Below are 13,918 nucleotides of genomic sequence, written 5' to 3'. Positions count from 1 at the left end.
CACCAGGAGCGCGGCCAGCAGCGCGGCCAGGGCGACGAGGAGGCGGAGGGGCAGGGGGCGGTGACCTATCTGCGCGGGGTGATCCACCGGTTTTCAACTCCATTGTCGAATGCGGAGGGCAGCGATCGTATTCGAACAGAACAGAACACAAACAGACGGCGCGGTGAGTGTCCCTCCCCCCGCCGGGACCCGTCAAGGGCGGCTTCTGTCGGTGCCGCGACGTACCGTGGTAGTCGACCTGAGGAGCTTGATACAGGAGGCCGCTTGCCATGACGCGTTTCACCGATCGGCCGAACACGGCCCTGCTCGTGATCGATGTGCAGAACGGGGTGGTGACCGGCGCGCCGCGGCGCGACGAGGTGGTCGCCAACATCGACGTGCTGGTGCGCAAGGCGCGGGCCGTCGGCACTCCCGTCGTCTGGATCCAGCACTCGGACGACGACGAGCTGGCCGAGGGCAGCGAGAGCTGGGAGTACGTGCCCGAACTGGTGCGCGAGGAGAGCGAGCCGCTGGTCGCCAAGCGCTACGGCGACTCCTTCGAGGAGACGGACCTGGAGCAGGTGCTGGCCGGGCTCGGCGTGGGCCGGCTGGTGGTCGCGGGCGCGCAGACGGACGCCTGCATCCGCTCCACGCTGCACGGCGCGATCGTGCGCGGCTATGACGCCGTGCTCGTCGGCGACGCGCACACGACGGAGGACCTGACCGCGTACGGCGCGCCGTCACCCGAGCAGGTCATCGCGCACACGAACCTGTACTGGAAGTACCAGACCGCGCCCGGCCGCCGCGGCAGCACGGTGGACACGGCCGAGGTGGAATTCGGGGATTCCGAGCCGCGTTAGGGTCGGTGGCGACCGACCGAGACCGTCCCGACCCGACCCGACCCGACTGGAGCCCGTGACCATGGTGGAAATCCCGGAGCGCGCCCGCGAACTGCTCGGCCGCCCGATCCTGGTGAACCTGGCCACCACCAGGCCGGACGGAGCGCCGCAGGTGAACCCGATGTGGTTCGTCTGGGACGGCGAGTTCATCTGGTTCACGCACACGAACCGGCGGCAGAAGTACAAGAACATCGCGCACGAGCCGCGCGTGTCGATCTCGATCCTGGACCCGGACGAGAAGTACGACTACGTGGAGATCCGCGGCGTGGTCGAGCGCATCGACCCGGACCCGGAGGCGAAGCTCTACCAGCGGCTGTCCGAGTGGTACGACGGCACCGCGGTCACGCCGGACGACGCGGAGCAGCGCGTCGCGGTCGCCGTGCGGCCGACGAAGTTCTCCGGGCACTGATTCGCATCCCGCGGGCTCGGGCGCCGCCGATCCGGCGCCGCCCGAGCCCGTAGAATCGCCCGGTGACCACGCGCGCCGACCTCGACGCCGAACGCACCCGGATGCGCGACCCCGAACTGGCCGCCGCGTATGCGGAATGCAAGGCGATCCACCGCAGGTACGATCCGTCGTTCTACGCGGGCTGCCTCATGCTGCCGCCGGTCAAGCGGCCGTACATCGACTCGCTGTACGCGCACGCGCGCGTGCTCGATCAGATCGTCGACGAGCAGACCGGCTCCGACGCCGCCGCGAAGGAAGCGAGCCTCGACGAGCGGGTCGCAGCGTACGTACTCGCCGTGGAGACCGGCGACTCCCCCGATCCGGTGCTCAAGGCCGCCGCGCACACGGCGTCGACCTGGGACATCCCCATCGAGTACTTCCACGCGTTCAGCGACGCGATGCGCAGCGACCTGACGGTCACCGACTACGCGACGTACGACGACCTGCTCGCCTACATGCACGGCGCCGGCGCCCTGCTCGGCCTGCAACTCGTGCCGGTCCTGGAACCGCTCGATCCGTCGGCCTCGGAGCGCTCGATCGCCCTCGGCTACGCGTTGCAGCTCACGAACATCCTGCGCGATGTCGACGAGGATCTCGATCGCGGCCGCGTCTACCTGCCGCAGGAGGACCTGGAGAAGTTCGGCGTCACGCGCGCCGACCTCGAAGCCCGGACGATGACCGACGGTATCCGTGCCCTGCTGAAGTTCGAGACCGGCCGCGCACGCGCCTACTACGCCGACGCGCATGCGGCCCTCACCCTGCTGCACCCGTCGAGCCGCGAGTGCGTCGGCACCGCGATGACCCTGTACGCGGGCATCCTCGACTCGCTCGAACGGGCCGACTACCAGGTCTTCGGCGTGCGCCACGGATTCAGCAAGGCGAAGGCCCTGCGGATCGCGGCGCCCGCCTACCTGCGCGCCAGGCGGTCCTGGAGATAGGCCGGATCAGCGATCACGCGCTGCACGACCGAGGTCGCCGCGCCGATCACCGGGCCTTCGCGTCCGAGTCCTGATACGACGAGCCCGGCCGGTTCCCAGGGCCGGATCTTCACGCGCGCGCCGAGCTCGGTCTGCATGCCCGGGGTGAGCCACGCGGCCAGGTCGGCGTAGGCGCCGCCGAGGACGACCGACTCCGGGTCGACGAGGTTGACGGCGCCGGCGAGCGCGATGCCGAGTGCGCGTCCGGCCCGGTCGAGGGCGCTGAGCACGGCTGCCCGGCCGCCGTGCGCCTGCTCTACGAGCACTGCGACGCGGTCGCCCGCCGCCTCGTGCAGGCCGCAATTGCGCAGCACCGCCTCCTCGCCCGCGTACTGCTCGAGGCAGCCGTGCGAGCCGCAGGGGCAGGCGAGGCCGTCCGGGTAGACGGGCATGTGGCCGAGTTCGCCGGCGAAGCCGCGCCGCCCGCGCAGCAGCATGCCGTCGACGACCAGGGCCGCGCCGATGCCCGCCTCCGCCGAGACGTGCACGAAGTCGCGGCCCACCTCGCCGCGCCGCAGCTCGGCGAGCGCGCCGAGGTTCGCCTCGTTCTCGACCCCGACCGGCAGCCTGGGAAGCAGGCCGCCGAGCCGGTCGCTGAGATCCACGTCGTGCCAGCCGAGGTTCGGCGCGTGCACGACGGTCGTGGACGAGGCGCCGGTCGTGGACGAGGCGCCGACCAGGCCGGGCACCGCGACGACGGCGCCGACCGGATCGAGGCCGATCTCGCGGGCCTGGTCCAGGGCGGCGGTCGCCACCTGCGCCAGCTGCTCGGTCACGGCGCCCGGGTCACGGCCGCGGTTCGGGGCGGGGACGCGGATGCGGGTCCTGACCTCGGCGCCGAGGTCTATGACGCACGCGCCGAGGTGCTCGACGCCGATCTCCAGGCCGAGCCCGGCCGGGCCGCGGTCGCTCAGCGAGACGACCGTGCTCGGCCGGCCGACGCGTCCTTCCAGCGAGACCCCGTGCTCGCGCACGAGTCCGGCCTCGATCAGCTCGCCGACCAGACTGCCGGCCGCCGCCCTGGTCAGGCCGGTGGCTTCGGCGAGCTGGGCCCGCGAGGTGTCGCCGAGCCGGGCGACCGCGCCGAGTACGAGCGCCAGATTCGCGCGGCGCATGCCCTGCTGGGATACCGGACCGCCGGCGGTCCGGTATCCGTTGCCGTTGCGTGTCGGCGCGGTCAAGGTCGGCGACTCCCCTTCGTCGGTGTCCTAGGGCGTGTTTTGAAGCTAGCGTCGGATCAGGCCGCGGCGCCTGACGCGGGCGATCGCAAGGCGCCGGGTCGTGCGCATACTGGGCGTACGTGGGCGATCCGGCAACGCGGCGAGCGTGCGTGGCAGGCGTCGCGGACCCGGCGATAGTTGCAAAACACGTCCTAGCTCTCCGTGGAGAGCAGCGCCTGCGCCCTCCGGCGCACGGAGGCGATCCGCTCGAGCACGTCGCGATCCACAGGCAACGGATCATAGAGCGTGCCCTCCAGAGTCCTCCAGCGGCGGGCCACCTGGTCCGCGCGCTCGCCGGTCACCAGCGCCGCCGCCTGGGCCGCCGCGCCCACCGCGACGATCTCCTCCAGCTTCGGCACCAGCACCGGACGGCCGGACAGCCGCCGGACGGTCGTGCGCCACGCGTCGCCCTTCGCGCCGCCGCCGATCAGCACGAGCGGCACGTCGCGCGGCTGCTCGCCGCCCGCGCGCAGCACCTCGTCGACCGCGGTGAGCAGGCTCGCCGCGGCGCCCTCGTAGGCCGCGCGCAGGATCTGGCCCGGCGTCGTGTCGTGCCGCACTCCGTAGAAGAGCCCTGACGCGTACGGCAGGTTCGGGGTGCGCTCGCCGTCGAGGTACGGCAGCACGACCGCCTCGCCGCCGGGCTCGACGTCCTCGCGGCCGAGGCCGAGCAGCTGGGCGACGCGGTCCACGGCCAGCGTGCAGTTGAGGGTGCAGGCCAGCGGAAGCCAGTTGCCGAGCGCGTCCGCGAAGCCCGCGACGGTGCCGGTCGGGTCGGCCGGGCGGCCGCGGGTGACGGCGTACGCGGTGCCGGACGTGCCGAGGCTGATGACCGGCGCGCCGGGTTCGAGCCCGAGGCCGAGCGCGGCGGCCATGTTGTCGCCGGTGCCGGCCGCGACCGGGATCCCGGCGCGGATCGGCAGGCCGGCGCGCACGGTTCCGGCGGCGGCCCCGGGCTCGGCGACGCGCGGCAGGAAGGACTCGTCCAGGCCGACGAGGTCGAGGATCTCCTTGTCGTAGCCCTCCGGTCCCCACCAGCCGGAACCCGAGACGTCGCCCCGGTCGGTGACGTGCTCGCCGGTCAGCCGCCAGGTCAGGTAGTCGTGCGGCAGCATCACGCGGCGCACCCGCTCGGCCGCCTCCGGGCGGTGCTCGCGCAGCCACTCCCACTTCGTCACCGTGAACGAGGCGCCGGGGACGCTGCCGACCCGCTCCGCCCAGCCCTGCGCGCCCAGCCGCCCGACGAGCGCTTCGGCGTTCGGGGCGCTGCGCACGTCGTTCCACAGCAGCGCCGGATGGACGCTGCGGCCCTGCTCGTCCAGCGCGACCAGCCCGTGCTGCTGGCCGCCGATCGACACCGCCGCCGCGGTGTCGCCGTAACCCGTCTGGGCCAACGCCTCGCTGAGCGCCTCCCACCACTGCCCGGGCTCGCTCTCGCGCCCCGCGCCCGCGCTCACCGTGTGCGACGCCCGGCCCTGGCCGAGGATCTCCCCGGTCGCGACGTCCACGGCCAGCGCCTTGGTCGCCTGGGTCGAACTGTCCACGCCGATGACCACTCCGTCACCCGCACCCGCGGCCATCGCCGCCTCCTCACGCCTCGGTCCGACTGGCAGCCCCCGGGGACTTCCCAAGGGCCGCACCCGCATACTAATTTGTTTTCTGCGTTTATCAATACCGATCCCGGGAGCAAGCGATGAGCACCGACGCTCTTACTCCGAACCCCTCGGACAAGTTCACCTTCGGCCTCTGGACGGTCGGCTGGCAGGGCCGCGACCCGTTCGGCGACGCGACCCGGCCGGCCCTCGACCCGGTCGAGTCCGTGACCAAGCTCGCGGAGCTCGGCGCCTACGGAGTGACCTTCCACGACGACGACCTGATCCCCTTCGGCTCCTCGGCCGCCGACCGGGACGCGCACATCGCGCGCTTCCGCAAGGCCCTCGACGAGACCGGCATGAAGGTCCCGATGGCGACCACCAACCTGTTCACCCATCCGGTGTTCAAGGACGGCGCCTTCACCTCGAACGACCGCGATGTGCGCCGCTACGCGCTGCGCAAGACGATCCGCAACATCGACCTCGCGGCCTCGCTGGGCGCGGAGATCTACGTGGCGTGGGGCGGCCGCGAGGGCGCCGAGTCGGGCGCGGCCAAGGACGTGCGGGTGGCCCTGGACCGCTTCAAGGAGGCCTTCGACCTGCTCGGCGAGTACGTCACCGAGCAGGGTTACAACCTGCGCTTCGCGATCGAGCCGAAGCCGAACGAGCCGCGCGGCGACATCCTGCTTCCGACGGTCGGGCACGCCCTGGCGTTCATCAACAGCCTGGAGCGGCCCGAGCTGGTCGGCCTGAACCCGGAGGTCGGGCACGAGCAGATGGCCGGGCTCAACTTCCCGCACGGCATCGCGCAGGCGCTGTGGCACGGCAAGCTGTTCCACATCGACCTGAACGGCCAGAGCGGCATCAAGTACGACCAGGACCTGCGCTTCGGCGCCGGGGACCTGCGCGCCGCGTTCTGGCTGGTGGACCTGCTGGAGTCGGCCGGCTACGAAGGTATGCGGCACTTCGACTTCAAGCCGCCGCGCACCGAGGACTTCTCCGGCGTGTGGGCCTCCGCCGCGGGCTGCATGCGCAACTACCTCGCGCTCAAGCAGAAGGCCGCCGCGTTCCGCGCCGACCCCGAGGTGCAGGAGGCGCTCAAGGCCTCGCGCCTGGACCAGCTCGCGCAGCCGACGCTCGGCGAGGGCGAGAAGCTGGCCGACCTGCTCGCCGACAGCAGCGCGTTCGAGGACTTCGACGTCGAGGCCGCGGCCAAGCGCGGCATGGCGTTCGAGCACCTGGACCAGCTGGCGATGGACCACCTGCTGGGCATCCGGTAGGACGCGGACGACTGAGCCCGCCCCCCGCCGCACCGGGGGGCGGGCTCAGTCGTTCGAGCGGCGCCGTCCAGCCGTCTATCCGCTGTAGACGGCCCGCTCTTCTCCTTCGTGGTACGAGCAGGCGCCGCGCAGTCCGCCGGACATGCTGTACATGCCGTCGTTGCACTCGACCATGTAGCCGTTGCCGTTCCAGAAGTTGTCGATGCAGTTGAAGTAGTCGCAGACGTTGAGCGGCGGGCTCGTGACGTGCGCGCCGTTCCCGCAGAAGTTGTAGCCGAACGGGTTGCTCGGCGCCCCGCACGTGGACGGCGTGTGCGACGCGGAGTGCGTCGTCGGCGCGGGCGACGGCTTCGCGGAATGCGTGGTGGGCGCCGCCGTGGTCTTCGTCGGCGCGGCGACGACCGCGGCCGACGACGTCGAAGCACTCTGCGACGGCGTGGCCGCGACGGATGCGCTCCGGCTCGGCCGGCCGACTACGGCAGCACTCTGGCTCGCATTCGGCTGCGCGGTCGCCCGGCTCGAGGGCGAACCGGCTGCGGCGCTGGACGCCGGGGCGCTGGTACCGCTACCCGCCATCGGCGTGACCTGCACCGTCGTCTGCGACTGGGAATTCGGGCTCGCCAACGCGATGAGCACGACGATCGCCGTCACACCGGTGATGGCCCAACGCCGCTGCGCCGACCAATCCTGCCGCTGCCACAGCAGCACGAGACCGACCGGGAAGAAGAAGACGAGGAACAGCACCACCGTGACAGTGCGCTTATGCCACGGCTCCCGAGCCGAGGACATCGAGGCGTAGTGCGTGTACGCGTTGGGATACGGCATGTACGGGGTGCCGGGCTGGATCGGCGGCGGCGCCGCCGAGATGACGAAGGTATCCTCCTCTTCCACCCACAACGGCCAGCCGAACGGCGGCTGCGGCCAGAGCGGATCGGGCTGCCAGCCCTCCGGCGGCGTCCATCCGTTCGGGAACCGCGGCCAGTTCGGCGGTGGATTGAACCTCATTGACGCCCCCTCGGCGAAGTGAAACGTCGGCGGGCGGGTGCAGCGGTTCCCGCGCGCCGAATCGCGTTCGTGAGCCGGAGGTTACCGGGATCGGGGCGGGTTCGGTCAAGTGTTCGTCAAAGGTATGCCAACCTGTGACCAAAGCAGGACGCTGACGACGAGGCCCGGATTCGGCCGGCGGAGCGCGGCTGTCCGGACGTCAACGCGCGGTGATCCGGCCGTCCGCGCGCAGGTCCGCCTGCGGCGGTTCAGCCGTCGGCCCGCGCCACGCTGCGGTTCAGCAGCTCCCTGGCCAGTTGCTCGGCGGCCGCGGCGTCCTGCCGCGCGATCCGGTCGGCGAGCTCCCGGTGCGCGTCGAGGTCGAGCAGTTCGGCGGAGCGCAGCTCGGGCGAGGCCTGCTCCATCGTGATCGCGCCGTCCACCAGACTGTTGAAGGACAACAGGTATGCGAGATTTCCGCAACCTTCGATGATCAGTCGCCACCACGCGACGTCGGCGACGCTCAGCTCCTCGAGATCCTCGCCCACCTCGGCGTACGCCGCGGCCGCCGCGACGATCGCAGCCCGCTGATCCTCAGACGCGCGCAGTGCGCTCAGCCGGGCCGCGTCGGCGCCGATGCACGCGCGCATCTCCAACGCGTCGTGTACGACCCCTGGCACGCTCACCGCGTCCAGCGTGCCGGGCACGTCCACCACCAGGTCGAGGCCGGCCGTGCGCCGCCAGTCCAGCGCGCGGGTGCGGCCGCCGTGGAACACCTCGATCAGCCGGCACTGCTGCAGCCGTTTGACCGCCTCGCGCACGGCGTGCCGGTTCACGCCGTAGTCCGCGGCCAGGTCGCGCTCCGAGGGCAGCGGGTCGCCGGCGGCGATCTCCCCGGTCAGGATCTGGTCCCGCAGGCGCGCGAACAGCTGGTCCGACACCGGTTCCCGGCGTAGGCGCACGGCGGCGGCCGCTGAGGGGCTTTCCACACGCAGAGCATGCCGGTCGGACGTGCCGCCGGTCAAACGACTGGTCAACTGTTTGGACCAGCTCTTGCCAAAGGCCTTGATCCGGTCCTAGCCTCCCTCGCGTGGAGCTGACTACCTACGCGATCCCCGCCTACGTCCTGCTGATAGTGCTCGAGCTCGTCTCCTACCGGTTCCTGCCGGACGAGACCGAGCAGGGCTACACCGTGCGCGACACGGCCGCGAGCATCTCCATGGGCCTCGGCTACGTCGTGTTCAACCTCGGCTGGTCGCTGCTGTACGTCGCCGCGTACGAGGGCGTCTCCCGGCTCACGCCGCTGCACATCGGCGCCTCGTGGGCCGCGGCGATCGGGGTGTTCCTGGGCTGGGACTTCCTCTACTACTGGGAGCACCGCGCCGGCCACCGCATCAGGATCCTGTGGGCCGCGCACATCAACCACCACTCCAGCCAGCGGTACAACCTCTCCACCGCGCTGCGCCAGCCGTGGACCGGCATCGGCACGCTGCCCTTCGGCCTTCCGCTGGTGCTGCTCGGCTTCTCCCCGGCGATGGTCTTCACCGCGCAGAGCGCGAATCTGCTCTACCAGTTCTGGATCCACACCGAGCGCATCGGCAAGCTGTGGCGGCCGATCGAGGCCGTGATGAACACACCGAGCCACCACCGCGTGCACCACGGTTCGAACCGCCGCTACCTGGACCGCAACTTCGCGGGGGTCTTCATCGTGTGGGACCGGCTTTTCAAGACCTTCACCCCGGAGACCGAACGGGTGATCTACGGCCTGACCGCGAACATCGACACCTACAACCCGCTGCGCGTCGCCTTCCACGAGTACGCCAACATCGGCCGTGACCTGCGCGCCGTCTCAACGCTCAAGGACCGCTACACGGTCCTGTTCCGGTCGCCGGGCAAGGCCTACTCCGCGGTGCGCCGGGCCCAGCAGGCTCCGCAGGCGGCTCCGGCGGCGTAAACGCGGCGTAGGCGAGGCCAGGACGTGGAACGAAACTCAGTGTGACGACGACTGACGATCGCCGGGTCCTCTACCTCGTAGCCTGCGCCGCGCCACCCACCTTGAAGATCGAGACCCTCATCGAGCTCGCCCAGGCCGACGGCTGGGACACCTGCCTGATTCTCTCGCCCCGCGCGGCGGCCTGGCGCGAGGCGACCGTTCCCGCCCTCGCGCAACTCACCGGCCACCCCGTGCGGCACGACTACAAGATGCCGTGGGAGCCCGACGTCCTGCCCGCGCCCGATGCGATGCTCGTGTGCCCGGCAACCGCGAACACGATCAACAAGTGGGCACTGGGCATCGCCGACGAACTGCACCTCGGTCTCGTCACAGAGGCGATCGGCAAGCGCCTCCCGCTGGTCGCCCTCCCCCACCTCAACGCGGCCCAGGCCGCGCACCCGGCCTTCCCCGTCAACGTGGCCGTCCTGCGCGCCGCCGGCGTCAAGATCCTCCTGGGGCCCGGCGGCTTCGTCCCCCACGAGCCTGGCGCGACCGTGCGCCCCGAGTACCCCTGGGCCGCCGGCCTGGCGGCCCTCAAGCACGAGACCCCCGAGAACGCCTAGCGGCGAGGGTCTCAGGGGTCGTCGGTCGCTGCACGGTTTCATCCGCCCGAGCGGCGGTCAGACCGCCGCCTGTATGGCCGTCATCGAACCGGTCACGTCCGGCGGCGGCTGCACCGCCAGGTCCTGCGGCGGGACCGAGCCGTCGCGCCTCGCCGTACCGCGCCACGCCAAGAATCCCAGCAGCGCCAGTCCGACCGCGAACAGCAGGCCCTCCCCGGCCCAGGTCATCGGCGGTTCCCACGTGAAGTGCAACGGCAGAGCGGACCCGGCCTGGCCGACGCCGTACCGCCGGGCCTCGAACCAGAAGATGGCCAGATGCCCCGCCACCACGGTGGCGACCATGATCGGCGTCAAACGGCGCTCGACGACCGGGGCCCACGCGGCGAGCCGCTTCTCGACGACCATCGCCGCGTAGACGGGCAGCCCGACCGCGAACCAGAGCCCGTAGCGCCCCTGCCACAGATTGATCAGACCCGGCCCGGTCAACGCGTTCGCCACGAGCGGCATGAGCAGGACCCCGGCGAACCAAAGGCCGAGCACGAGCAGCTGACGACGCGTGGCGAACAACGCCGCGCAGAGCAGCAGGAAGCCGAGCAGGAGCAACCAGGCCGCTTCGGTTCCGAAGGGGTAGAACGTGTCGCTCGTGCTGAAGGGGCCGATCATCGACCGGAGCATCCCCGGCGTACCGCGAACCGAGTCCTCCAGGGAGTCCTTGAGCGTGTACTTGTCGCCGTTCGGCAGGGGGATGGAGTTGAGCCCGCCCCGCGTGAACATCCAGGCGGCCGCGTAAAGCACCGCGAGCAGCAGTGCGCCGAGCGCCGGCCACGAACGCCGATCGCGCACGAGCTGGTACGCGGGTCGGGCACCGGGCAGCAGCACCGCCATGACGGCGATCACCGCGAGCCATTCGAGTCCCGCCGGCCGCACGATGGCTACCACGCCCGCACCGAGCGCGAAGAACCAGAGGCGCGAGCGGACGAGCGCGGGCTCCGGATCGAACGCGAGCGCGCAGAGCGCCGTGAACGCGAGCAGCCCACCCGCCGCCTCCGGCCCGTTCGGGTTGACCGACCCGGCCTGCGCGAGCACCATCGGCGTGGCCGCCACCAGCACCCCCGCGAACGCCACCCGCCCGATCCGCAGCGCGACCACGGCGGCGCACGCGACGAGGAGCGAACAGATCAGAGCACTGATGAGCCGCATCGCGTAGAGCCCGTCGAGCCCGGGCAGCACGTAGACCGGCCACCCGACGGCCGCGTAGTAGAGCGGGTTGTACAGGCTCATGATGGTCTTGCTGGCCACCATCCGCGAGGAGTCGCTCGCCGAGGTCGGAGAGCTGCACGTCGCCGGCGCCTGCGGATCCCGCGCCGAGCATCCGCTCGTGACGCCGAGATCGGCGATCACCTCCGGCACCCGCACCCGCGCCGTCACCCACAGCACGTCGTGCCCCCAAGGCACGTCATACCGCGAAGGCGCCAACTGCCCGTCGGCCACCGCGGCCGCCCAGGTCATATGCGCGCCCTCGTCGATCGTGGAGCCGAGCGGAACCGTCAGCGCCCACGTCGCGGACAACGCGAAGAAAGCCGCGAACGCAAACAGGAAAACGCGACGCACCGACAACCCCCAAGGCTGAGCCCGAACACGGATGCGTATCGTAACGCGGTTGCGTGCGAGGACGTGACGCCGGAGGGATTTGTCTGTTCTTGTCCTATTGGCGCCCATCGACGCGGGTCGGCACTCGAACCCCTAGAAGACCGCCGAGACGTAGAAGACCCCGTCGCAGATGGCGCCGATGGGATAGGCCACGCCCTGCAGGTCGGCGTACGTCGTGTCGCCCGGGGCGTTGAGGCCGAAGCCGGTGCTGTGGACGCAGACGACGGACGACGCGTCGAACCAAGCCAGGTAGAAGGAGGCGGTCTTCCCCGAGGCGAGCGGGATGGTGGTGGTTCGGGGCGGAGCGATGTCGAGATCGTCGGGGAACTGCTGCTGAGAGAGGGCGAGGTCGACGGTCGCGCCGGGGACCTCGGCGCTGAGCGGGCCCTTGGGAACGAGGTTGGGCACGCCGGTCACGGTGCAGCCGGCGGCGGTCCTGGCGGTGACGGTGAAGCGCTCGACCTGGACGCCGTCGGTGACCTGGCGTTGAGCGGGGGTGATGGCGAGGTCGGATGCGGTGCAGGGGCGACTTGGAGCCGGTACTGCTGCGGCGGAGTTCGAGGCGGGGGACGCGGCGGCGCGAGGCTTCGCCGCCACGGACCTGTCTGGGCGATGCACCACCCCCGCGGACGTGGCTGAAGCGGGGTGGGATTGCCTGGCGGCGTCCGCGTGCGCGCCGGTGTCCACCATCGGGGCCTGCGGGTTGCCACAGGCGGTGAGGGCGGCCAGGAGGATGAGCGTGGCAGCCGCTCCCGCGGCGCCCACGCTCACAGTTCGGATCACGGGCATGACCGTAGGCTCTCACCGAGCGTCACCGGAACACGGCATTGAGTGGGCGCGTCGCCGGTGCGTGATGAAGGCTTAGGTGAAGGATTCCGCCATGCTAGCGACATATCGCTGACTGTCTGGATGGTGTACCCTTGCCGATATGTCCATCACACCACCTGCTCGTCCCACCCCTCCTCGCGGCCGCGAGCGCGGCGGCCCGGCGCATCGCGGAGTCGTGCTGCGCAGCGAGCAGCTGAGCCCGCACATGGTACGGGTCGTACTCGGCGGCGAGGGGCTCGCGCGGTTCGCCACCCGAGGGCAGACTGACCACTACGTCAAGCTGCTGTTCCCGGCGGCGGGCGTGACGTACCCGGAGCCGTGGGACGTGGCGGCGATCCGCGAGTCGTTCCCGCGCGAGCAGTGGCCCACGACGCGGACGTACACGGTGCGCGCCTGGGATGAGGAGGCGCGCGAGCTGAGCCTCGACTTCGTCATCCACGGTGACGAGGGCCTGGCCGGGCCGTGGGCTGCGAACGCGCAGCCGGGCGACGTGCTGTACTTCTCCGGGCCCGGCGGCGGCTACGCCCCGGACCCCGAGGCCGACTGGCACCTGCTGGCGGGCGACGAGAGCGCGCTGCCCGCGATCGCCGCCGCCCTGGAGGCGCTGCCCGCGTCCGCCGAGGGGCACGTGTTCGTCGAGGTCGAGAACGCCGAGGAGGAGCAGAAGCTCGACGCGCCGGAGGGCGTGGCCGTGCGCTGGCTGCACCGGGCCGGCCGGCCGATCGGCGAGCCGCTGGTCGAGGCCGTCGCAGGGCTCGTTTTCCCCGAGGGCGTGCCGCAGGTGTTCGTGCACGGCGAGGCCGGGTTCGTCAAGGAGCTGCGACGACTGCTGCGGGTCGGGAAGGAGCTGCCGCTGGACCGGCTCTCCATCTCCGGCTACTGGCGGCTCGGGCACAACGAGGACGGCTGGCAGGCCTCGAAGCGCGAGTGGAACCAGCAGGTCGAGGCGGAGCAGGAGCGGGAGCAGCAGAACTGACCGGAGCGGAACCAAGCAGGCGGGTCAGCCGACCGGCCGGAACCAGGCGGAGTTCTGCTCGATCAGGCGCCGGTGGTTGGGCATGAGGTCGGCGGGGAGCGCGTCGATCGGCACGAATTCGGCCGAGACGACCTCCCGCCGGTCGAGCTTCCACCCGCCGCCGACCAGCTCGGCGGCGTACGCGACCTCGGCGCGCAGCCGGAATCCGCTGCTGACCTGGACGACGTGCGCGACCTCGACCTCCAGGCCGGTCTCCTCGCGCACCTCGCGCGCGACGGCCTGCTCGAGCCGCTCCCCGGCCAGCGCGTAGCCGCCCGGCAGCCCGACCGCCCGGCCCTGCGGCCAGAAGCGGTGGCGCACCAGCAGCACTCGCCCGTCCGGGTCACGCACCAGGCCGGTCGTCCCCAGCACGAACTTGCTCTGCCGCAGCCAGACCAGCCGCCACTGGAAGCGGTGCAGGCGGCGCCAGACGGCCGCCGAGACGGCGGCGAGGAGCGGTTCGGAACCGGGTTCTGAGCTTCGCGGCACG

General features: G+C 71.4%; 14 protein-coding genes. 7 read left to right on the top strand and 7 right to left on the bottom strand.

Going from position 1 to position 13,918, the window contains the following annotated elements:
• Positions 1-269 precede the first annotated feature (269 nt).
• From KDK95_RS22325 to KDK95_RS22315, 3 genes are all read left to right on the top strand, one after another.
• The gene (locus tag KDK95_RS22325) at positions 270-839 is read left to right on the top strand and encodes a cysteine hydrolase family protein (RefSeq protein WP_212520198.1); all 570 of its coding nucleotides are present in this window, start codon (positions 270-272) and stop codon (positions 837-839) included.
• Positions 840-900: 61 nt separating this feature from the next.
• Positions 901-1,287: a PPOX class F420-dependent oxidoreductase gene (locus tag KDK95_RS22320; RefSeq protein WP_212520200.1), complete on the top strand. Its 387-nt coding sequence runs from the start codon at positions 901-903 to the stop codon at positions 1,285-1,287.
• A 62-nt stretch (positions 1,288-1,349) separates the two neighbouring features.
• The gene (locus tag KDK95_RS22315; protein WP_212520197.1) at positions 1,350-2,264 is read left to right on the top strand and encodes a phytoene/squalene synthase family protein; all 915 of its coding nucleotides are present in this window, start codon (positions 1,350-1,352) and stop codon (positions 2,262-2,264) included.
• Here KDK95_RS22315 and KDK95_RS22310 read toward each other — a convergent pair.
• A complete protein-coding gene (locus tag KDK95_RS22310; RefSeq protein ID WP_212520196.1) occupies positions 2,234-3,484 on the bottom strand; it encodes an ROK family transcriptional regulator in 1,251 nt (416 codons plus the stop codon). The genes KDK95_RS22315 and KDK95_RS22310 overlap by 31 nt on opposite strands.
• A gap of 191 nt (positions 3,485-3,675) precedes the next feature.
• Positions 3,676-5,103, bottom strand: coding sequence for a xylulokinase (gene xylB / locus KDK95_RS22305; protein WP_212520195.1), 1,428 nt, complete (start codon positions 5,101-5,103; stop codon positions 3,676-3,678).
• Positions 5,104-5,216: 113 nt separating this feature from the next.
• Here xylB and xylA point away from each other — a divergent pair, with 113 nt between their 5' ends.
• A complete protein-coding gene (gene xylA, locus KDK95_RS22300; protein WP_212520194.1) occupies positions 5,217-6,395 on the top strand; it encodes a xylose isomerase in 1,179 nt (392 codons plus the stop codon).
• A gap of 75 nt (positions 6,396-6,470) precedes the next feature.
• Here the strand turns inward: xylA and KDK95_RS22295 are convergent, their stop codons facing one another.
• Positions 6,471-7,400, bottom strand: a complete 930-nt coding sequence (locus KDK95_RS22295) for a DUF3761 domain-containing protein (RefSeq protein WP_212520193.1) — start codon at positions 7,398-7,400, stop codon at positions 6,471-6,473.
• 248 nt (positions 7,401-7,648) lie between these two features.
• Positions 7,649-8,368, bottom strand: coding sequence for a FadR/GntR family transcriptional regulator (locus KDK95_RS22290; RefSeq protein WP_212520192.1), 720 nt, complete (start codon positions 8,366-8,368; stop codon positions 7,649-7,651).
• Positions 8,369-8,469: 101 nt separating this feature from the next.
• On the opposite strand from KDK95_RS22290, the gene KDK95_RS22285 reads away from it, so the two are divergent.
• Both KDK95_RS22285 and KDK95_RS22280 read left to right on the top strand, forming a co-directional pair.
• Positions 8,470-9,333: a sterol desaturase family protein gene (locus KDK95_RS22285; RefSeq protein WP_212520191.1), complete on the top strand. Its 864-nt coding sequence runs from the start codon at positions 8,470-8,472 to the stop codon at positions 9,331-9,333.
• A gap of 41 nt (positions 9,334-9,374) precedes the next feature.
• Positions 9,375-9,935 carry a flavoprotein gene (locus KDK95_RS22280; protein WP_212520190.1) on the top strand — a complete coding sequence of 187 codons (561 nt, stop codon included), beginning with the start codon at positions 9,375-9,377 and terminating at the stop codon, positions 9,933-9,935.
• Between the two features lie 57 nt (positions 9,936-9,992).
• Here the strand turns inward: KDK95_RS22280 and KDK95_RS22275 are convergent, their stop codons facing one another.
• Positions 9,993-11,546: a DUF2142 domain-containing protein gene (locus KDK95_RS22275; RefSeq protein WP_212520189.1), complete on the bottom strand. Its 1,554-nt coding sequence runs from the start codon at positions 11,544-11,546 to the stop codon at positions 9,993-9,995.
• Between the two features lie 132 nt (positions 11,547-11,678).
• On the bottom strand, positions 11,679-12,368 hold the full coding sequence (locus KDK95_RS22270; RefSeq protein WP_212520188.1) for a hypothetical protein: 690 nt from the start codon (positions 12,366-12,368) through the stop codon (positions 11,679-11,681).
• 145 nt (positions 12,369-12,513) lie between these two features.
• Between KDK95_RS22270 and KDK95_RS22265 the strand changes: the two genes are divergently transcribed.
• The gene (locus KDK95_RS22265) at positions 12,514-13,389 is read left to right on the top strand and encodes a siderophore-interacting protein (protein WP_212520187.1); all 876 of its coding nucleotides are present in this window, start codon (positions 12,514-12,516) and stop codon (positions 13,387-13,389) included.
• 24 nt (positions 13,390-13,413) lie between these two features.
• Here the strand turns inward: KDK95_RS22265 and KDK95_RS22260 are convergent, their stop codons facing one another.
• Positions 13,414-13,917: an NUDIX hydrolase gene (locus tag KDK95_RS22260; protein ID WP_212520186.1), complete on the bottom strand. Its 504-nt coding sequence runs from the start codon at positions 13,915-13,917 to the stop codon at positions 13,414-13,416.
• Position 13,918 lies beyond the last annotated feature (1 nt).

The organism is Actinospica acidithermotolerans (assembly GCF_018139625.1).
Taxonomy (GTDB): Bacteria; Actinomycetota; Actinomycetes; order Streptomycetales; family Catenulisporaceae; genus Actinospica; species Actinospica acidithermotolerans.
Note: the sequence above shows the minus strand (reverse complement) of the source record. Positions and strands in the feature narration are given on the sequence as shown.

Coding starts and splice junctions, on each gene's coding strand:
- KDK95_RS22325 (WP_212520198.1), top strand. CDS start 270: ATGACGCGTTTCACCGATCGGCCGAACACGGCCCTGCTCGTGATCGAT.
- KDK95_RS22320 (WP_212520200.1), top strand. CDS start 901: ATGGTGGAAATCCCGGAGCGCGCCCGCGAACTGCTCGGCCGCCCGATC.
- xylB (WP_212520195.1), bottom strand. CDS start 5,103: ATGGCCGCGGGTGCGGGTGACGGAGTGGTCATCGGCGTGGACAGTTCG.
- xylA (WP_212520194.1), top strand. CDS start 5,217: ATGAGCACCGACGCTCTTACTCCGAACCCCTCGGACAAGTTCACCTTC.
- KDK95_RS22295 (WP_212520193.1), bottom strand. CDS start 7,400: ATGAGGTTCAATCCACCGCCGAACTGGCCGCGGTTCCCGAACGGATGG.
- KDK95_RS22265 (WP_212520187.1), top strand. CDS start 12,514: ATGTCCATCACACCACCTGCTCGTCCCACCCCTCCTCGCGGCCGCGAG.